Raw genomic sequence first — 19,602 nt, 5'->3', positions numbered from 1 at the left:
TGGTGTGATGTGCGCCACTATGACATTGTCTTTTGTTGTAACTTGTGGTCGGAAATCCTTTATGTACTCCATGACCTTTTCGGTTTTCAGGATTCCCGTGTTAAAGGAGCGGAGGGGGTGAAAGTTCCCCCCCACCCCCTCCACCCGGATCGCCCCGCCCGGTCCCGCACGGGATCAGGGAACCAGCAGCGCCCTCGGGGACTCCACGAGCTCCGCCGGTACCCGCACCCCGAGCTCGGCCAGCCTCCGCAGGTGCGTCTGACGGCTGAACCGTTCACGCAGCACCTCGTGGCCGGTCCGCACCTGCCGGGCGTACCGTTCCTCGTCCCCCATCAGCGCCTCGACCTCGGCGCTGACGCCCTCAGGCTCCGCGTAGAGCGCCGCGTCCCCGAAGACCGGCGCGAACGAGTGCGGGAGGACGGTCGGCAGACCGACCGCGACGGCCTCCAGCGGGGCACGGCCGAACGACTCCAGGTAGCCCTGACCCGTGAAGTACACGTACGCGTCCAGCCCGTGCAGGAACTCGCGGACGCCCACCGAGTCGAACGGGTGCCCGGTCCAGTGCTCGGGCAACCCGCCCAGCGTCCGCTCGGCGTGGGTCGTCCCACCCAGCACGTGCGTCTCCCAGCCGGGCAGCGCCGGGTACGCGGCGGCCAGCACCGCCGGGTCCTCCGGCCACTTGTCCCGGTCGTCCCGTGAGTGGCGGCCGAGCAGCACCCGGCCGTCCGGGTTCCGTCGTCCGCCGCGCCGCCACGCGTCGAGGTCGATGATGTTGGTCCAGTCCTCGTCCGCCAGCGGGACCCCCGCCATCTCCGAGGCGTGGTGCAGCACCATCGCCTCACGCACCCTCGGACTGATCGGGTACCAGGTGTGCTCCCCGAGCATGCTGGTGAACCCCTCCACACAGCGGGCGACGTTCCACGCCTCGTTCGGGGCGGCGTCCTCGCGCACCCCGCGCCCGGCCCCGTCCGCCCCGACCCCGTACCGGCGGTTCGGTGTCTGATTGAGGACCACGATCCGCCGCGCGGCCTCCACCGACGGAAGGACGTCCATCGGGTGCTGGCCGATCAGCGGGAACCGCACCACCAGCAGGTCGCAGGTGACGCGTTCGTCCGGGGCCACGAAGCGGACCCGGTCGTTGTCCACGGTGGCCAGGATCCTGGGGTTCACACCCCGGGACTGGTCGGCGCGCAGCACCGGGTGGTGCACGAGGCCGGTGGTCAGCCCCGCGTCACGCTGCGCGGTGATCTCCTGGAGGTTGCTGCCGGTGCTGCCGCCGGGCAGGCGGAAGTCCGACATCAGCACCACGTCGAAGTGCCGGGCCGCGCGCGGCGCCCGGATGCGCGCCGTCAGCAGCGAGGGGACCCCGGAGGCCCCCCGGGCGGCGCGTGGGGCGGCGAGGTCGGCCAGGTGGGCGTGGTCGCGGGCGCTGTCGGGCTGACCCGTCGCGCGGTGCCAGTTGGAGAGCGTCTTGTGCGCCTCGGCGCGCACGGCCGGGGTGGCCTCGTGGTCCGCGCCGAGACCGCGCAGCCGCTCCAGTCCCAGGGAGCTGTACCCGTTCCAGAGCAGGTCCTGGGCCTCGGACAGGTGCCGTTCGGCGGGGGTCCGCGTGGCCTCCGTGTCCGATCCCCGGCCCGCGCTCCGGTGCGATCCTCGGCTCGAACGCTCGCCCGGACGTCCGTCCGCCCCCGCCTCCGAGGTGCCGTGCGCGGACCTCCTGGCCTGTCGCTCGTACCGGGCCCAGCCCTCCACGGCCCGGTCCGCGCAGGCGTCGGCGGCCTCCTGGATGGCCTGGCGCACCCGCACGTCACGGTCGCGCGCCGCGCCGACCTCGTCACGGCGGTCGTACGCCATCTCGTCGAGCTGGACGCGCACCTCCTCCATCTTCTCCGCGAGGGTTCTGCGTTCTCTGTCCACGGCGAAGGCGACCGCGAGCGCGAGGACGGAGAGCCCGGCGAAGACCAGCGCCAGGGCCAGCCTCGGCGGGCTGAGGGCCACCGCCGCCGTGACCGCGACGACCGCGACCGAGACGACCTGCTTCAGGGAAATCGAACTGAGACTCATGACGACGACCACGTTCCGCATAGGGGATGTCTGTCTCCCGCGCGGATCCGGTGGGGGAGGCCGGTGGAGCGGCGGGTGCCACCAAGGGTCGCCCAGGGGACCCGCGTGACGAAGGAACACCGGTTCGGAGGAGGGTCGGTGACAGAGCGGCCCGAAGCGGTCGATACCGGAGTGGGCCGGACCCAGGATCAGCAGGTCAGGGGGTTCGTCGGTTCGCGGTGCTCCCTGCGACCGCGTCCCTACGCGAGCCTCCCGTCAGTCCGTGGGACCCGCGTCGGCCCCCGTGCCGCCGCCCTCTCCCGCCCACCGGCGGTCGTGGTCGGGATCGCCGGCGTCGGCCGCCGAGATCAGCACCTCCAGGTCCGGGCCGAGGTCCTCCGGCGACATCGCCAACAGGTACTCGTTCAGGTGGCGGCGGAAGGCCTCCGCCGAGTGGGACGGCTCCACGTCCTTGCGCCTGGCCAGGGCCACCGTGCGCAGCAGCCGCGGCCGGGCCAGCGGCGTGCCCCTCAGTCCCGGGCGGTTGCGCAGCACCATGCTCGGCACCACCGCCAGCCCCAACCCGGCCTCCACGAACCGCAGCACGGCGTCCATCTCGCCGCCCTCCACGGCCAGGTCCGGCTCGAACCCGGCGGCCCGGCACGCGCGCAGGGTGGCCTCGCGGACGTCGTAACCCCGCCGGAACATCACGAGCGGGCGGTGCTCCAGCTCCGTGATGCGGATCGACGCCCGCCCGTTGGGGGAGGGGCGCGAGGTCGGGCTCGCCACCACCAGGTTCTCCCTCAGGATCGGGGTGGTCGAGAAGTCCGGGTCGCTGCTGTGGAGTGGCAGGATGATGAGGGCCAGGTCCAGTTCCCCCCGCCCCAGGTCCCGGATGAGGTCGCGGGAGCCGCTCTCCTCCACGTGCAGCTCGATCCCGGGGAAGCGCCGGTGGAAGTCCGAGAGCACGTCGGCCAGCAGCCCGGCGCACAGTGACGGCGTCGCTCCCAGCCGGACGCGGCCCCGCCGCACCCCGGCCAGTTCGGCCACCTCCCGGCGGGCCGTCTCCAGGTCGGTGAGGATGCGCTGGGCCAGCGGAAGCAGGGCCTCACCTGCGGGTGTGAGTGTGATGTTTCCCCGAGCACGACTGAATAACGGCGCACCCAACTCGCGCTCAAGGCTGCGGATCTGTTTGCTCAAACTCGGCTGGGCGACACGAGAAAGCTCGGCTGCGCGGGTGAAATGACGCGTGCGGGCGACAGCGACGAAGTAGGCCAGCTGTTGGAACTGCATGCTCCATAGCCTATGGCTATGGACACCAGGGTCCCCATGACTTGGACGTCAGACTTAACTCGAATTTAAAGTGGCAGGCTGTGGCGAACAGTACCTTGACCAAGAAGCGGTCTACGGCCTACGGGTCCACGGTGGCGCTCAAGTCAGCAATGGCGGCCTCCGGTGCGATCCTCGTGCTGTATTTGATCGCGCACATGTACGGCAACCTGAAGGTCTTCGCGGGCCAGGAGGCCTTCGACGGCTATGCGCACTCCCTACGGGAGATCGGGTACCCGCTCCTTCCCGAGAGCGGGTTCCTCTGGATCTTCCGGATCGTGCTCCTCGCGAGCATCCTGATCCACATCTACTCCGCCGCGGTTCTGACGATCCGCGCGCGCGGTGCCCGTGAGCAGCGCTACGTGGTGCAGAAGCGGGTCCAGCGGACCTACTCCTCCTACACGATGCGCTGGGGCGGTGTGCTGATCGCGCTCTTCGTGATCTTCCACATCCTCCACCTCACGGTGAACGTCATCGCTCCCGGCGGCAAGTCCGACAGCCCCTTCGAGCGCCTGGTGAACGGGTTCCAGCCCGAGTTCTGGTTCGTGACCCTGTTCTACGTCCTGGCCGTCATCGCGGTGGGCTTCCACCTGCGGCACGGCATCTGGAGTGGCCTGGCCACCCTCGGCGTCAACAAGGCCAGCCGCCAGAGCAAGATCAACGCCGTCGCCGTGGCGATCGCGCTGGTCGTGACGGTCGGCTTCCTGCTTCCGCCCCTGGCGGTCACCTTTGGACTGGTGAAGTAAATGCCTGAGAACGACCTCTACATCGAGGGCGCCCCGATCCGCGACGAGAAGGCGCCCGAGGGACCGATCAACGAGCGCTGGGACCAGCGCCGTTTCTCGGCCAAGCTGGTCAACCCCGCGAACCGGCGCAAGCTCTCCGTCATCATCGTCGGCACCGGCCTGGCCGGTGCGGCCGCCGCGGCCACGATGGGCGAGGCGGGCTACAACGTCATCTCGTTCTGTTACCAGGACAGCCCCCGCCGCGCGCACTCCATCGCCGCGCAGGGCGGCATCAACGCCGCGAAGAACTACCGCAACGACGGCGACAGCATCCACCGCCTGTTCTACGACACGGTCAAGGGCGGTGACTTCCGCTCCCGCGAGTCGAACGTCTACCGCCTGGCCCAGACCAGTGTCGAGATCATCGACCAGTGCGTGGCCCAGGGCGTGCCGTTCGCCCGCGAGTACGGCGGTCTGCTCGACAACCGTTCCTTCGGCGGCGTGCAGGTCTCCCGTACCTTCTACGCGCGCGGCCAGACGGGTCAGCAGCTGCTGATCGGCGCCTACCAGGCGCAGGAGCGGCAGATCGCGGCGGGCACCGTCCAGATGAACACCCGCCACGAGATGCTCGAGGTCATCGTCGTGGACGGCAAGGCGCGCGGCATCATCGCGCGCGACATGGTCACCGGCGAGATCGAGACGCACTTCGCCGACGCCGTGGTCCTGGCCACTGGCGGGTACGGCAACGTGTTCTTCCTGTCGACCAACGCCATGGGCTCCAACGTCACCGCCGCGTGGCGCGCCCACCGCAAGGGCGCGCACTTCGCGAACCCCTGTTACACGCAGATCCACCCGACCTGCATCCCGGTCAGCGGCGACTACCAGTCCAAGCTGACCCTGATGAGCGAGTCGCTGCGCAACGACGGCCGGATCTGGGTGCCCAAGGAGGGTGGCGACACACGCGACCCGCGTCAGATCCCCGAGGGCGAGCGCGACTACTACCTGGAGCGCATCTACCCGGCCTTCGGCAACCTGGTGCCGCGTGACATCGCCTCCCGCGCCGCCAAGAACGTCTGCGACGAGGGTCGCGGCGTCGGCCCCGGCGGCCTGGGCGTCTACCTGGACTTCGCCGACGCGATCGCCCGCCTGGGCCGCGACGCCGTCGAGGCCAAGTACGGCAACCTCTTCGACATGTACCAGCGCATCACCGGCGAGAACCCGTACGAGGTTCCGATGCGCATCTACCCCGCGGTGCACTACACCATGGGTGGCCTGTGGGTCGACTACGACCTCCAGAGCACCATCCCGGGCCTGTTCGTGACCGGTGAGGCCAACTTCTCCGACCACGGCGCCAACCGCCTGGGCGCCAGTGCGCTGATGCAGGGTCTGGCGGACGGCTACTTCGTCCTGCCGAACACCATCAACGACTACCTGGCCAGCGGCCCGTTCGAGAAGCTGGACGAGAGCCACCCCGAGGCCGTCAAGGCCAAGGAGGAGGTCACCTCCCGCATCGACAAGCTGCTCTCCATCAACGGTTCCCGCACCGTCGACTCCTTCCACAAGGAGCTCGGCCACATCATGTGGGACTACTGCGGCATGGAGCGCAACGAGGAGGGCCTGCGCAAGGCGATCGAGCTCATCCGTGAGCTGCGCGCCGAGTTCTGGCGCGACGTCAAGGTGCTGGGCACGAACGAGGAGCTCAACCAGGCTCTGGAGAAGGCCAACCGCGTGGCCGACTTCCTCGAACTGGGCGAGCTCATGTGCATCGACGCCCTGCACCGCCGCGAGTCCTGCGGCGGCCACTTCCGCGCCGAGAGCCAGACCGAGGACGGCGAGGCCCTGCGCCACGACGACGAGTTCGCCTACGTCGCCGCGTGGGAGTTCGGTGGCGTTGACAGCAAGCCCGTGCTCCACAAGGAAGCCCTGGAGTACGAGTACGTCGAGATGAAGCAGCGGAGCTACAAGTGAACATCACCCTGCGCGTGTGGCGCCAGAAGGGCCGTGACGACGAAGGCCGGATGGTCACGTACAAGCTCACGGACGTCTCGCCGGACATGTCCTTCTTGGAGATGCTCGACGTCCTCAACGAGAAGCTCACTCTCGAGAACGAGGACCCGGTCGCGTTCGACCACGACTGCCGTGAGGGTATCTGTGGTGCCTGTGGCGTCGTGATCGACGGCGAGGCCCACGGCCCGGAGGTCACCACCACCTGCCAGCTGCACATGCGCAGCTTCAACGACGGCGACACCATCACGGTGGAGCCGTGGCGGGCCAAGGCCTTCCCGGTCGTGAAGGACCTGGTCGTGGACCGTGGTTCGTTCGACCGCATCATCCAGGCGGGCGGCTTCATCAGCGCCCCCACGGGTACCGCGCCGGACGCCCACGCCAACCCGATCCCGAAGCCGGACGCCGACCGCGCGTTCGACGCCGCGACCTGCATCGGCTGCGGCGCCTGCGTGGCGGCCTGCCCGAACGCCTCCGGCATGCTGTTCACCGCCGCGAAGGTCACCCACCTCGGCATGCTCCCGCAGGGGCAGCCGGAGCGGGCCTCGCGCGTGGTGAAGATGATCAACCAGCACGACCACGAGGACTTCGGCGGCTGCACCAACATCGGTGAGTGCGCGGCGGTCTGCCCCAAGGGCATCCCGCTGGACACCATCTCGCAGCTCAACCGCGACCTGCTGGGCTCGCTCAGCAAGGGCATCGGCTAGGCGGGACCCTCGGTTGTCAGAACGGGCCGTACCCCTCGGGGTGCGGCCCGTTCCGCGTCGCCGAGTCTGCCGGAGGGCGGTCAGGAGGCGGGGCGCAGCAGGAAGTAGCTGGTGCCGACTCCCTCGTGCGGAACCTGGTGCACGCAGCGGAAGCCGAAGTTCTCGTAGAAGCCGACGCTCTTGTCGTTGAGGGTCTGGGTGAAGACCGGCAGCTGATGGGAGTCGGCCTGATCCAGCCCGGCGGTCAGCAGCCCGCCGGCCAGCCCGGTGCCCGCCGCGCTCGGGTCGACGCCCAACGCGGCCAGGTACAGGTGAGACTCCTGCGGGGCGGCCATCTTCCACTCGGCGAAGATCCGGACGAACGCGGCCAGGCGGGCGCGCCCGATGAGCGGGCCCCAGTGCGGCCAGGTGCGCACGGACACCAGCGGGCCCTCCGGGTTGCTGGTCGGCTGGGCCCAGAGCGCGGCGCCGCGGATGACCGGCGCGGCCCCGGACTCCTCCGCCAGCTCGGTGACCCGGGTGTCGCCCGCGGGCACGTAGCCGTAGCCGGTGGTCAGGGCGAAGAACCGGCGCACCCTGGCCATGCGCTGCTCGTCGTCGGGGAACAGCCACCGGAAGAGGGGATCGTCGTGCAGCGAGCGGCTCAGCACCCGGGCCGCCCCGGGCACGTCGTCGAGGGTGGCGGAGCGGGCGGTGGAGGTGACGATCGGACTCATCCTGGCTACTTCCTGGTAGGGGGCGACTCGCTCATGTTAGATCACGGGACAATCACGGACGAGGGGTGGTCGCGCCCCCGGTCACCGGTTGGTCGAACACGTGCGCCCGCACCCAGGCGTGCATGGCCACGGCGGCGGCCGCACCCGCGTTGATGGACCGGGTCGACCCGAACTGGGCGATCGACAGCACCGCCGAGCAGACCTCGCGGACCTCCTCGGACAGGCCCGGCCCCTCCTGGCCGAACACCAGCACGGCGTTCCTTGGCAGCGGGTGGGTCTCCAGGGGGACCGCCCCGGGCAGGTTGTCCACCCCGACCAGGACGAGGTCGCGCTCGGCCGCCCAGGCCACCAGCGACTCCGTGTCCGGGTGGTGGTGGACGTGCTGGTAGCGGTCGGTCACCATCGCGCCCCGACGGTTCCAGCGCCGCTTGCCGACGATGTGGACCGCCGCGCAGCCGAACGCGTTGGCGGTGCGCACGACCGAACCGATGTTGAAGTCGTGGGACCAGTTCTCCACCGCCACGTGGAACTCGTGCCGGACCGTGTCGAGGTCGGCCACGATCGCCTCGCGCCGCCAGTAGCGGTAGTGGTCCACCACGTTGCGGCGGTCGCCTCCGGCCAGCAGCTCCGGGTCGTAGTGGTCGCCCTCGGGCCAAGGGCCCTCCCACGGTCCGACGCCCACCTCGCGGGCCTCGTCCTCCCCGGAGGGGTGCTCGACGGGGATCACGGTGGTGGCCTCGGTGGCGGGGTGCTCGTTCATCGTCTCCAGCTTACGAACCGCCTGCGGCCGCCCGAGCCGGTCGCACCCGCCCCGACCGGGCAGGGACCCCTACAGGTGGATGCCCCCGTGGAAGTCGCGACCCTGGATGACGCGCGCGGACCCGCTCACGTCGCCGTGGATCTGGTTGACCACGGAGCCCTCGCCCGCCTGGTTGATCTCCCGCACCTCCGAGCGGAGCTCCGCCAGCAGCCGTCCGATCTCCGGGTCCTCCCGGGCCGCCCGCTCCAGGTGCGTGGAGACGGCCTCCACGGCCCCGGCGTCGTCCTGTTCCAGGCGGAGGTCGTCCAGCGCCTCCTGCGCCTCGGGCTCGGATCGGAACCGCTTGGTCACGGCCCTGTACAGGGACTTGAAGGTGGTGACCACGCCCTCCCCGAGGCCGTCACCCAGTTTGGTGGCCGAGGCGGTGGCGAGGGCGGCGACGATGGCGGTGGTGACGGGATCGGCCATGGGGGCTCCTTGGGGCGGGGCGGACGTCCACCCCCAGTCTTCCCCCTCAGACCGTCGTCTGTCGCTTCCTCCGGGAGACCAGCAGGGCCACGGCGCGCCAGCCGAGCATGGTCGCGGCCAGGAACAGCGCGGTCACCACGACGAAGGACGCGGGCGCTCCCTCGCCGCTGAGCAGGCGCAACGGCATGGCGCCCGCGACCGTCACGGCCCACACCAGGACACCGGTCGGCCAGATCCGGCCAGGGGAGCGCCACGCCAGGGTGACGACCCATCCCAGGGCCAGGGCGGCCAGGAACGGCCACGCGGTCGCGGCCACCTCGGCCGGGCCCAGGCCGGTCGCGTGGTCGGTCTTGCCCACCACGACGAACACCAGCACGCAGATCAGGTCGGCCACCAGGGCCAGGAACGGGGTGTACGAGCGCATACCCCCAGGCTAGCCCGTGTTTTTTGGATCATTCCGCGCTCGCGACCACCAGGCTGCCTCTCACTACGCCGATGAAGCTCGGACAGCCAAACCCGGGCGGGCCCCCGCTGTGCGAAGCTGCGGAGCTTGCGTAGCAGCGCACAGTAGGGGCAGCTTCACTCATCGTCTTGCGAGAGATTGCCGGGCCCCCGCTGTGCGACACTGCGGAGCTTGCGAAGCAGGGCACAGTAGGGGAGACGGCCGCTCGCATCGATGGCGGCTCCGCCGCCACCGGCGAAAGCATCCACAAAAACACGTGCTGGCCCCGCTCCGGGCACCCCCTCGGCCGGGGGGCGCGGAGCTCCGCCGCGAACCGAGGGTGACGGAGTGAACCACCCCGGCACCGACCGCATCAGATCCGCCGGGCCCATACTGGTTCCCTCCCCTGGTGTCCTCCTTCGACCGGAAGCGCTTCCCCCATGAACCCTTCTGCTGGCCCGTCCGCCGCCGCACCGACCCCCGACCGTGACCACCTGCCGCCGGGCGTGGAGCGTCCGGCCAAGGGCGACCCGGCGGTGCTGGGCGACCACCGCGTCATCGGCCGCGTCTCCCGGGACGCGGCGGGCACGGTCCTGCTCGGGACGGACACCGCCGGTGCGGCCTCCGTGATCCGCGTGGTCCCGGCCCGGCTGGCGGACGCTCCCGAGGCACGGGCCCGGCTGGAGGCGGAGGTCGACCGCCTGTCCCGGGTGCGCTCCCTCTGTGCCGTCGCGTACCGGGGCGCGGACGTCCGGGCCGCCGAACCCTGGCTGGCCTCCGCCCACGCCCCCGGGCTCACCCTCGCCGCGCACGTGGCCGAACACGGCCCGCTGACCGGAGGCATGCTCTCCGCGCTCGCCGCCGGAGTCGCCGAGGCCCTGGCGGCCGGGCACGCCGCCGGAGCGCTCCACCTGGCACTGGACCCGAGCAGGGTGATCATGTCGCCTGAGGGTCCCCGGGTGGTGGACCTCGGCACCGTGCGCGCCACCGGGCAGCCGCTCTCCCCCGCGCGGTGGGCCGCGCCCGAGCAGCGCTCGGGCGACCCCGCCGGGGTCACCGGGTACGCCGACGTGTACGCCTGGGGTGCGCTGGTCCACTTCGCCGCCACCGGCACGGTGCCCTCCGGGAAACCCACGGGTTCCGTCCCGGCGCACCTGGCCCCGCTCGTCGGCCGGGCCCTGGCGCAGGTGCCCGAGGAGCGGCCCACGGTGCTGGAGGTCCTTCGGGAGCTCACGATGGGAGAGGACCCGGCCACGGCGGTCTCCGGACTGGTGGCCGCCGAGTGGACCGGGGTGAGCACTCCCCGGCTCCGCCACGTGGGCCGCCCGCGCCGCACCGTCGCGCCCTTCCTGCTCGCCGGAACCGCCGCCGTGCTGGTCGGGGCCCTGATCGGCGGCGGGGCACTGGTCAGTACCGTGGGGAGCCCGGTCGGGGCCGGAGGCCCGGACACCGACGACGCGGCGGCGGAGGCGGCCGGGGAGGTCGTCGAGGAGGAGCGCACCGGCCCCGCCGTGGCCGAGGTGCCCGAGGACGTGGACGCGGTCGTGGCCGACGCGGTGGAGCTCGCCCTGGCGGCGTCCAGCTTCACCACCTACGACCGGCTCTACACGAACGACATCGGGGACCAGACGCAGACCCACTACCGGTACACGGAGGAACCGCAGCCCGCCATGTCCCGGACGGTCCACTTCGGACCCAGCACCAACGGTGAGCTGTCGTTCGGGGAGGACCTGGCCGAGCTCGTGCACTTCGCCCCGGAGAACACGGGGGTGATCGGCGGCGGCGAGCGCCGGTACTTCCGGGACCCGGGCCCCGGAAGCCCCGAGACCGAGGCGCCCCGGGTCCTCTGGGAGGAGAAGCTCCGCACCCTGGAGGGGCTCACCGCCGAGGGGGCACAGGTCACCTACGAGGGCCGGAGCACGATCGGCGACGTGGAGATCCCCGAGGAACTCCTGGGCGACGTGGACCCGCTGGAGCGCGGCGGCCACCACTACACCGGGACGTTCGACCACCGGTTCGTGGGGCTCTCGCACGGCCCCGTGGAGGTGGAGTTCGACCTCTGGATCTCCGAGGAGGGCCACCCGGTGCGCTTCGTCGCGGTGGGGGTGCCCGAGCCCGGCGCGTTGGCCGAGAACGGTGAACCGAGGTCGTACACGCAGCACCTGGACTTCATGCGGTTCGACCTCCCGGTGGACGTCGAGGTCCCCGAACCGACCGAGATCCAGGCGACCCGCCCCTGACCCCTCTCCGGTCCGACCCCGAGCCGACACGGCGCGGCCCCGGTCCCCGGCCCCACGAGGGAGCGGGGCCGGGGCGGCGCACCGGGCCTACGCGCCCGTCAGGTTCTGCTTCAGGAAGTCCACCTGCAACAGCAGCAGGTTCTCCGCGGTGACCGGGTCCGCCGGGCTGTGGGTCACGCCCGCGAGCGGCAGCACCGTGTGCGGGCGACCAGCGGCCAGCAGCGCCTCGGACATCCGCTGCGTGTGCGCGAACACCACGTTGTCGTCGATCAGGCCGTGGACGAGCATCAGCGGGCGCTCCAGCTTCGCGGCGTCCGCCATCAGCGACGTCCGCTCGTACACCTCGGGCTGCTCCTGGGGGGTGCCCAGGTAGCGCTCGGTGTAGTGCGTGTCGTAGAGCGCCCAGTCGATCACCGGGGCGCCCGCCACGGCCGCGTGGAACACGTCCGGACGCCGCAGCACGGCCAGCGCGGCCAGGTACCCGCCGAACGACCACCCATGGACGCCCACCCGGGTCAGGTCCAGGCAGCCGAACCGCTCCGCCGCGTCCTCCAGCGCCGTCACCTGGTCCTCCAGGACCGGCTCCGCGAGGTCGTGGTGGACCGCCTGCTCGTAGTCCAGGCCGACTCCGGGCGTCCCGCGACCGTCCGCGATGAGCACCGCGAAGCCCTGCTCCGCGAACCACTGCGAGGCCAGGTACGCGCCGCGCGCGTTGAGCACCCGCTGCGCGTGCGGACCGCCGTAGGGGGCGACCAGCACCGGCAGCGGGTCCTCGCCGTCGCGGTACCAGGACGGCAGGACCAGCGCGCTGGGAATCCCGTCCCCGGCCACCCAGGTGTGCACCCGGACCTCCGGCAGCTCGGGGGTCTCGGCCAGGCTCCGGACCTCACCGTGGGCGCGCCGGGTCTCCCTGCTGGCGTCACGCACCACCAGGGTCCGGACCCCGGTGAAGTCCATCGAACGGTGCTGCGCCACGAGGGTGTCCCCGCGCAGTCGACCGGAGCGCACCCCGCCGTGGCCGTCGTCCGAGCCGCCCGGCAGCTCCAGCGGGGCGCAGGTGCCCAGCCGGGTGTCGGCCAGCCACAGCGACACGTCGCCCGGTCGTCCCTCGGGCGAACCGGTGAAGAGCACCCGGTCGCCGTCGACGTCCACCACACCGCGCACGTACACGCCCTCGGCGCTGACCGCGTCCTCGCCCACGTACACCCGGCGCTCGCCCCGGGCGCCGTCGCGGCCGATCCACACCAGGTCGCCCGACGCGGTGAACGCGGGCACGCCCGGCATGATCTCCACCCACACGTCGTCGCTCTCGGTGCGCACCGCCGAGACGAGGCCGGTGGCGGGGTCGGAGCTGAACAGGGTGAGGGTGCGCTGGTCGCGGCTCTGCGCGGTGAACACCAGGACGGGGTTGCCGTCCGGACCGGTGGTCCACCCCACGGTGGGCAGGTACGGCAGCGCCTCGCGGTCCCACTCGATCGGCGTGGGCTCGGGGAGTCCGTCGCGCCGGTACGCGGTCGCGGACGGCACCGCGAGCACCGCCAGCCGCACGTCCGGGTTGGCGGTTCCGGCGGCCGGGTAGCGGAGCGGCCGCGGCTCCTGGCCGGGCTGGTTCGGGTCGCCGACGAACCAGCGGTTGACCTCGGCCTCGTCCACCCGGCTGACCGCCAGCGACCCCCCGTCCGGGGCCCACCAGAAGCCGCGCACCCGGCTCATCTCCTCGGCGGAGACCAGGTCGGCCAGACCCCACGTGACGTGCTCGCCGTCCGGTTCCACGAGGACGCGGTCCCGGTCCGGGTCGCCGTCGTCGGCGACGTCGACCACGCGGACCGCGCCCCGGTGCACGTAGGCCACCCGGTCGCCCGCGGGGGAGACCCGGGGGTCGACGGCCGGGCTGGCCACGGGGAGCTCACGCGGGGCGCCGTCGTCCCCGACGAGGTCCACGTAGAACACCCGGCCGGACAGCGTGAAGACGGCGCGCGTGAACGCGTCGTCCACCGTGTACGACACGATGCCGCCGCCGTGCTCGCGCATCCGCTCGCGGCGGGCGCGCTCCTCCGGGGGGAGGTTCTCGTCGTCGGCGCCCAGCTCCCTGGGGTCCGCCAGCACCGATTCGGCGCCGGTCTCGACGGAGAACGACCACAGGCAGGTCGCCCGGTCGGTACCGTCGCGTCCGCGCAGGAAGAGGACGCGTTCCCCGTCCGGGGAGATCTGGAACGCGCGCGGGACTCCGATGGTGAAGCGCTGGGTTCTGGCCTGTTGGCGAGGAAAGCTCATACGCCGATTGTGTCCCATGGCACGCCCCGGCCGCCCCCGGCCCTCGCCCGTCGTACGAGGTCCGCCACCTCGCGGGCGGACTGTGGAGTTTGGGACGGGACGCACGCATCCGCCCGGTATTGTTCCCTGCGTGATGGACAGGCGACTGATGATGGTGCACGCGCACCCGGACGACGAGAGCATCGTCACCGGGGCCACCCTGGCGAAGTACGCGGCTGAGGGGGCCGGGGTCACCCTCGTGACCTGCTCGCTGGGCGAGGAGGGCGAGGTCATCCCCGCCGATCTCGCCCACCTGACCTCCGACCGCGACGACACCCTGGGCGAGTACCGGATCGGGGAGCTCGACAGGGCCTGTGTGGCGTTGGGAGTGCGCGACCACCGGTTCCTCGGCGGGCCGGGCCACTACCGGGACTCCGGGATGATGGGCGGCCCCACCAACGACCACCCCCGGGCCTTCTGGGGCGCCGACGTCGAGGAGGCGGCCCGCATGCTGGCCGAGATCATCCGCGAGGTCCGCCCGCACGTGCTGGTCAGCTACGACGAACACGGGGGCTACGGCCACCCGGACCACGTCCAGGCCCACCGGATCACCCGCCGCGCCTGCGCCAAGGCCAACGAGCGGGCCATGCCCGGCACACCGTGGCGGGTCGGCAAGCTCTACGCGATCGCCCAGCCGGTGTCCCGCATCGAGGAGTCCATCGCGCGGCTCAACGAGGAGGCGGGCCCCTTCACCCCGCCCAAGCAGGTGTCGGACATCGCCCGGGGCACCCCCGACGCGATCGTCACCACCCGGATCGACGCCTCCGACCACTGGGCGGCCAAGGCCCTGGCCATGCGGGCGCACGCCACCCAGATCACCGTGGACGGGGGACGGTTCGCGCTGTCCAACGACATCGCCCAGGAGATCGACGCCGTCGAGTACTTCACCCTGTTGTTGGGGGCGCCGCCCAAGCCGGGCGCGGACGGCTACGAGACGGACCTGTTCGCCGGGCTGTGAGGAGGGGCGGTGCGGTGATCGTGCCACCTTCCCGCCCGGGAGCGCCTACCCTCGTCTTCCGTGACCACTCCTGAGACTCCCGAGAACCCCGGGCCGACCCCGGCCCCGCACGGCGACCCCCACCCGCTCGCGTCGTCCGCGCTGACCGTGCTCTCCTTCGCGGTGCTGTCGGTCGCGGGCCTGGGCGTGGGGGTGCTCTCCGGCTTCGCGATGGGCTGGGTCTCCCACTTCTGGGACCTCGGCCTCACCCAGCAGGCCGTGGGGCTGGCGGCGGTGGTCGCCCAACTGGTCGTGCTGTACACGCTGTGCCGCCTGGCCGGGTGGGGGAGCCGCCGCCAGTCCGGCGCCGTGGGCTTCGCGGTCGGCTACGTCGCGGTCATGCTGGTGATGCTCGGCTACCTGACCGGCGGGAACATCGTGTTCTCCGCCAAGCTGGTGAACTACGTCTTCCTGTTCGGGTCGATGATCGCCCTGGCCGTCGGGGTGATGCGCAGCCTCGTCCTGCCGCCGCGCCCCACCCCCACGGTCACCGGCGCCCTCTAGTCCCGGAACCTCGGGGGTGCCCCCTAGGCCCAGAACTGGAGCAGCAGCTTCCCGTGGAACATCATCCCGGGGATGGTCGGGTTGGGCAGGATCAGGTCGAACAGCGCGTACGCCGACTTCTCGAACACGTCCCGGACCACCGGCAGCCACAGGACCGCGAACACGGCGATCGAGCAGAACAGGCCGTTGACCCGGACGAACTCCGTCCACCCGGCACCTCGGAAGGCGGCCAGCACGTGGTACCCGTCCAGTCCGGGGATCGGCAGCAGGTTCACCACGGCGCTGGTCGCGTTGGCCATGGCCAGGAAGGCCAGTGAGGAGATCGCCCAGTTCGTGGTGTCCTGTCCGGCCGGCACCAGCAGGGAGACGGTGAGGGCCAGCAGACCCGACAGCACGAGGCTGGCCAGCGGCCCGGCCAGGGCCACCACGGCCCGACGGCCCCGGCTCGGCACGCGGTCCCAGTCCACGTAGGTGGGCGGCCCGTTCAGACCGAATCCGCCCACACCCAGGTACACGACCGGCAGCACCAGACCGCCGAAGGTCTCCCGGTAGGCGAACGGGTTGAGCCGCAGGTAGGCACTGCCGCGCAGGGACCGGTCCCCCGCGAGGTAGGCCGCCAGGGCGTGCGCGAACTCGTGCACCGCCACGGAGACGATCCATCCGAACAGGATCAGCAGCGGCGGGATGAGCGGGGTGACCGACGTCCCCTCCTCGGCCCAGTCCAGCTCGACGTGGGTCCAGGAGAGCCAGCCCGCGAACCCGGCCAGGCCGAGCACCAGCAGGAACACCGGGCTCGGCAGGAAGTCCGCCCAGCTCTCCGCGCGCTCGGTCCCGGCCTCCTCCGTCTCGGCGCCGCCGTCCGCCCCGTCTCCGCGCTCGGGAGCGGTGCCCCCCGGCTCGTCCCCACCGTCCGCGTGGTCGGCACCGACACCCGAGGCGTTCAGGGCGTCGTCGGGCATCCGCGCCCACGGGTCGGCGGCGCGCTCCCGCTCGCCCGGGTCCGTCCCGCTGTCGGGAACGGTCATGGCGTCGGGCTCCGCCGGTTGCGGCGGCTCGGGCGTGGGCATGATGCTCCTGCTGGTCGCGGGTGGTTCGTGCTCCAGATTAGGCCCTGGCGCGCACCTCCTCGCAGCGGGTGCCGCACCGGCCGCGCCCCCGCGCCGACCTCCCCCTACATCCCTCCGGCGACCCTCAGAACGGTGCCCGTCGTGTACGAGGCGTCCGCGGACAGCAGCCAGCTGATCGCCCCGGAGATCTCCTCGGGACGCCCGGCCCGGCCGAGCGGGATGCGTGAGGCGGCCCTGACGGGACGGTCGGGATCGCCCATCGCGGCGTGCATGTCGGTCTCGGTGATGCCGGGTGACACCGCGTTGACCCGTACGCCGACCGGCCCCAGCTCCTTGGCCAGGCCCACGGTGAGGGTGTCGACGGCGGCCTTGGTCGCGGCGTAGTGCACGTACTCACCCGGGCTGCCGAGGGTCGCCGCCGCCGAGGAGACGTTCACGATCGCGCCCCCGGACCCCCGCATCTCCCGCACCGCGCGGCGACAGCACAGCAGGTAACCCAGCAGGTTCACGTCGACGACGCGCCGCAGGTCCTCGGTGGACACGTCCGCGAAGGCGCCGAGCGGCCCGGTCACCCCGGCGTTGTTGACCAGCCCGCTCACCCGGCCGAACTCCTCGAGGGCCGTGTCGAAGATCCGCTCCGCCCCCGCTTCCTCCGAGGTGTCGGCGCGCACGGCCACGCAGCGGCTCCCGACGGAGCGCACCCGTTCGGCGACCCCTCGCGCGGCGGCCTCGTCACGGGCGTATCCGAGGACCACGTCGTGGCCGTCCCGGGCCAGGCGGACACAGGTCGCCGCACCGATGCCCCGGCTCCCTCCCGTGACGACGGTGACCTGACGCGACATGAGGTGCCTCCCGATCCGGCCGGTGCCCCTCTCCGGGAGCCTGGTGGGGGAAGTATGCCAGTGGGGTTCCGCACCGCGGACGCCGGACTCCACCGTCCCACCAGGGTGGTCACGGCTCGCCGAGGTGGGGGCGGTCGGGGGGCTGCGCCTCAGACCACCGCGCGGGGCGCGACCGCGGACTTGTGCAGGCACGCCACCGCGAACGCGCGCCCCGCCGTGGTGAGCTCCCGGCGGCCGTCGTGGTCGTCCCCGGTGACCAGCCCGAGCGCCTCCAGCAGCCAGCCCACCGCCATCACCATGGCGCGCACGCGGTCCGAGGCGGTCTCGGCGGTGCGGCGGTGCGCGGCGGCGTGTCGTCCGGCGGCCACCGGCGGGTCGACCGGGCGCCACCCGGACTCGGTCAGGGTGCGCTCGGCCGCCTCCGCGTCGGAGGTGGCCGGTCTGGCGTGTGAGCCCAGGCCCTGGGGCGAGCGGCCCAGCAGCATCCCGAGCAGCGTCTCGGCGGCGGCCTGCTGGATGCCGCCGGTCCGGCACAGCGTCTCGGTGGCGGCCTCCCACAGCGCCTCGGGGTCCTCGCGCAGCTGCTGCCCGCGTCGGGTGAGTTCGAGACGGCGCCCGGAGCGGCGCACGGCGCGCATCGTGCGCAGCACCTGGTGCAGGGCGATGATCTGGGTGGCGTCGGTCTCGCTGCGCGGCGGCTCCGGGGTGGTGGACCAGCCGAAGTCCTCGCACAGCTGCCGGACCACGCCGGGGGAGATGTACCCGATCTGTGTGAGCGCGATCCCGTCAGCGGCCAGGTCCAGCATGCGTTGCAGCGGCGCCATCGCGGCGGTCGAACCGCGCGGCACGTCCGCCCCGGCGATGATCTGCCCCACCAGCGGCCACAGGCGTTGCCGGTGCGGGTGCGCGGAGGAGGAGATCCAGGCCCGGACCCGCTCCTCGCGGACCCGGTCGAGGTGACTGAGCCCCCGCTGGTCGGGCTGGGTGAGGAAGGAGCGCGCGAACCGTTCCTGGGCGGGCCGCCACCCGCTCTTCCCCGGGCGGATGTCCCCGAGTGTGATGGCGAGTTCGAGCGCGGCGGCCGTCTCCCCCCGGGCGTGCAGCTCCACGTCGCCCACGCTGGTGCCCCAGGTGAGTTCGGGGAGGTCGGGAGGTTCTACCCCCGACTCCCACATGAGGCGTTCGTACATCGCCAGGCCCGCCGTGTGGTCGGCGTCGTACAGGGCCAGCAGGGTGGCGGTCTCCGAGGCCCGGCACACGTCCGCGTACCGGTTCAGCTTCAGGAGCTGGAAGAGGTGGCCGAGGGATCGCACGGCGAACAGCCGGTCGTCGGCCGAGTCCTGGAAGCGCAGGGGGAGTTCGTACCAGCAGAACCGCTGTACCGCGTGCTGGTTGAGCCGTTGGATCTCCTGCTCGGGGGCGAGCGTGTCCAGAGCCAGTCGTGCCAGGTCGGCGGCCCGCTCGTCCCGCCGGGCCAGTTCGGCGAGTGCGGACGCGACTGCCTCCCTCATGATGGGCGCCACCTCCCCGCGTACCTCGTGCCCGGCCCGTCCGGGGGTGGGACGGCCGGGTACGGTGCTTCGTTGTCGGCCCGAGGTCACGGTTGGGGGTTCACCGTGTCGGGCTGTGCCTGTCCTACCCCGGAAAGGCCGAAGAATTCCAGCTTGTGGGCGCCTGGGACCCTACCGGGGTCGACGCGGGGGTACCGGGGGAACGACACGGCTCGCGACGACGTCGGCCTCGGCGACCTCCACCGTCGAGTCGTCCCTCCTGCGCAGCGTGAGCACGCCGTCGGCCCAGGACTCCACCACGCCGACGATATCGGTGAAGCCGCCCTCGGCGCGGGTGATTCGCACGGAGACCCTGGCTCCGAGGTCCTCCGGGGTGATCCTGTGGACGAGCCTTCCGCCCAAGTGCATGATTTCCAACCCCCGAGTGTGCGATGGGTGTTCTCCGACGCCATACTAGGAGAACGACATCTGTGCCAATCGCTTTACAGAGCCCGGACCACGAACGACGCCCGCACGTCGGAACCGGTGCCGGTGCCCTCTGAAGGTCCCCGCCTCCCCGCGGGTTAGCGGGGGTGAGACAAGGAGTACGACGTGACCTACGTCATCGCGCAGCCCTGTGTTGATGTGCTGGACAAGGCGTGCATTGACGAGTGCCCCGTGGACTGCATCTACGAGGGTGACCGCATGCTCTACATCCACCCGGACGAGTGTGTGGACTGCGGCGCGTGCGAGCCGGTCTGCCCGGTGGAGGCCATCTACTACGAGGACGACCTGCCCGAGCAGTGGTCGGAGTTCTACAAGGCCAACGTCGACTTCTTCGACGACCTGGGCTCCCCCGGCGGCGCCTCCAAGGTCGGCAAGATCGACCGCGACCACCCGATCGTCGCCAAGCTGCCCCCGCAGGCCGAGTGAGCCGCGCGCGACCCCTTGGCGC

At 71.8% G+C, this 19,602-nt stretch carries 18 protein-coding genes; 7 read left to right on the top strand and 11 right to left on the bottom strand.

Annotation, left to right across the window (positions count from 1 at the left end; all coding sequences use genetic code 11):
• Positions 1-174: 174 nt before the first annotated feature.
• Positions 175-2,085, bottom strand: coding sequence for a glycosyltransferase family 1 protein (locus ACRWK8_RS13555; protein ID WP_431870585.1), 1,911 nt, complete (start codon positions 2,083-2,085; stop codon positions 175-177).
• 234 nt (positions 2,086-2,319) lie between these two features.
• Positions 2,320-3,336, bottom strand: a complete 1,017-nt coding sequence (locus ACRWK8_RS13550) for a LysR family transcriptional regulator (RefSeq protein WP_378742302.1) — start codon at positions 3,334-3,336, stop codon at positions 2,320-2,322.
• 131 nt (positions 3,337-3,467) lie between these two features.
• Between ACRWK8_RS13550 and ACRWK8_RS13545 the strand changes: the two genes are divergently transcribed.
• Genes ACRWK8_RS13545 through ACRWK8_RS13535 form a run of 3 tightly spaced genes read left to right on the top strand, consistent with a single transcriptional unit; the run spans position 3,468 to position 6,808 of the window.
• On the top strand, positions 3,468-4,118 hold the full coding sequence (locus tag ACRWK8_RS13545) for a succinate dehydrogenase cytochrome b subunit (protein WP_378742467.1): 651 nt from the start codon (positions 3,468-3,470) through the stop codon (positions 4,116-4,118).
• The gene (locus ACRWK8_RS13540; protein ID WP_378742304.1) at positions 4,119-6,065 is read left to right on the top strand and encodes a fumarate reductase/succinate dehydrogenase flavoprotein subunit; all 1,947 of its coding nucleotides are present in this window, start codon (positions 4,119-4,121) and stop codon (positions 6,063-6,065) included.
• A complete protein-coding gene (locus ACRWK8_RS13535) occupies positions 6,062-6,808 on the top strand; it encodes a succinate dehydrogenase/fumarate reductase iron-sulfur subunit (protein WP_378742306.1) in 747 nt (248 codons plus the stop codon). Before ACRWK8_RS13540 ends, ACRWK8_RS13535 begins: the two co-directional genes overlap by 4 nt.
• 80 nt (positions 6,809-6,888) lie before the next feature.
• Here the strand turns inward: ACRWK8_RS13535 and ACRWK8_RS13530 are convergent, their stop codons facing one another.
• From ACRWK8_RS13530 to ACRWK8_RS13515, 4 genes are all read right to left on the bottom strand, one after another.
• Positions 6,889-7,524, bottom strand: coding sequence for a GNAT family N-acetyltransferase (locus ACRWK8_RS13530; RefSeq protein WP_378742313.1), 636 nt, complete (start codon positions 7,522-7,524; stop codon positions 6,889-6,891).
• 52 nt (positions 7,525-7,576) lie between these two features.
• A complete protein-coding gene (locus ACRWK8_RS13525) occupies positions 7,577-8,284 on the bottom strand; it encodes a TrmH family RNA methyltransferase (RefSeq protein WP_431870582.1) in 708 nt (235 codons plus the stop codon).
• A gap of 69 nt (positions 8,285-8,353) precedes the next feature.
• Entirely contained in the window at positions 8,354-8,752 is a 399-nt protein-coding gene (locus ACRWK8_RS13520) for a hypothetical protein (RefSeq protein WP_431870580.1), read from the bottom strand.
• 46 nt (positions 8,753-8,798) lie between these two features.
• Positions 8,799-9,176 carry a DUF3054 domain-containing protein gene (locus ACRWK8_RS13515; RefSeq protein WP_431870578.1) on the bottom strand — a complete coding sequence of 126 codons (378 nt, stop codon included), beginning with the start codon at positions 9,174-9,176 and terminating at the stop codon, positions 8,799-8,801.
• Between the two features lie 458 nt (positions 9,177-9,634).
• Here ACRWK8_RS13515 and ACRWK8_RS13510 point away from each other — a divergent pair, with 458 nt between their 5' ends.
• Positions 9,635-11,434 (top strand): serine/threonine-protein kinase, encoded by a 1,800-nt coding sequence (locus tag ACRWK8_RS13510; RefSeq protein WP_431870576.1) that lies wholly within the window; start codon positions 9,635-9,637, stop codon positions 11,432-11,434.
• An 87-nt stretch (positions 11,435-11,521) separates the two neighbouring features.
• Here the strand turns inward: ACRWK8_RS13510 and ACRWK8_RS13505 are convergent, their stop codons facing one another.
• A complete protein-coding gene (locus ACRWK8_RS13505) occupies positions 11,522-13,708 on the bottom strand; it encodes a S9 family peptidase (protein WP_431870574.1) in 2,187 nt (728 codons plus the stop codon).
• 130 nt (positions 13,709-13,838) lie between these two features.
• On the opposite strand from ACRWK8_RS13505, the gene mshB reads away from it, so the two are divergent.
• A complete protein-coding gene (gene mshB, locus ACRWK8_RS13500) occupies positions 13,839-14,705 on the top strand; it encodes an N-acetyl-1-D-myo-inositol-2-amino-2-deoxy-alpha-D-glucopyranoside deacetylase (protein WP_378742329.1) in 867 nt (288 codons plus the stop codon).
• A 60-nt stretch (positions 14,706-14,765) separates the two neighbouring features.
• Positions 14,766-15,248 carry a hypothetical protein gene (locus ACRWK8_RS13495; RefSeq protein WP_431870572.1) on the top strand — a complete coding sequence of 161 codons (483 nt, stop codon included), beginning with the start codon at positions 14,766-14,768 and terminating at the stop codon, positions 15,246-15,248.
• Between the two features lie 23 nt (positions 15,249-15,271).
• Here the strand turns inward: ACRWK8_RS13495 and ACRWK8_RS13490 are convergent, their stop codons facing one another.
• From ACRWK8_RS13490 to ACRWK8_RS13475, 4 genes are all read right to left on the bottom strand, one after another.
• Entirely contained in the window at positions 15,272-16,315 is a 1,044-nt protein-coding gene (locus tag ACRWK8_RS13490) for a site-2 protease family protein (RefSeq protein WP_431870570.1), read from the bottom strand.
• A gap of 104 nt (positions 16,316-16,419) precedes the next feature.
• Positions 16,420-17,157, bottom strand: a complete 738-nt coding sequence (locus ACRWK8_RS13485; protein WP_378742337.1) for an SDR family NAD(P)-dependent oxidoreductase — start codon at positions 17,155-17,157, stop codon at positions 16,420-16,422.
• Positions 17,158-17,306: 149 nt separating this feature from the next.
• A complete protein-coding gene (locus ACRWK8_RS13480) occupies positions 17,307-18,668 on the bottom strand; it encodes a hypothetical protein (protein ID WP_378742339.1) in 1,362 nt (453 codons plus the stop codon).
• A gap of 171 nt (positions 18,669-18,839) precedes the next feature.
• The gene (locus ACRWK8_RS13475) at positions 18,840-19,076 is read right to left on the bottom strand and encodes a putative acetyltransferase (protein ID WP_378742469.1); all 237 of its coding nucleotides are present in this window, start codon (positions 19,074-19,076) and stop codon (positions 18,840-18,842) included.
• A gap of 183 nt (positions 19,077-19,259) precedes the next feature.
• Between ACRWK8_RS13475 and fdxA the strand changes: the two genes are divergently transcribed.
• Complete coding sequence (fdxA, locus tag ACRWK8_RS13470) at positions 19,260-19,580, top strand: ferredoxin (RefSeq protein WP_014908468.1); 321 nt, start codon at positions 19,260-19,262, stop codon at positions 19,578-19,580.
• Positions 19,581-19,602: the final 22 nt, after the last annotated feature.

Origin of the sequence: Nocardiopsis eucommiae (assembly GCF_965344335.1) — a bacterium.
Lineage (GTDB): Bacteria > Actinomycetota > Actinomycetes > Streptosporangiales > Streptosporangiaceae > Nocardiopsis > Nocardiopsis eucommiae.
The sequence above is the reverse complement of the archived record's forward strand: the minus strand, read 5'-3'. Positions and strand labels throughout refer to the sequence as shown.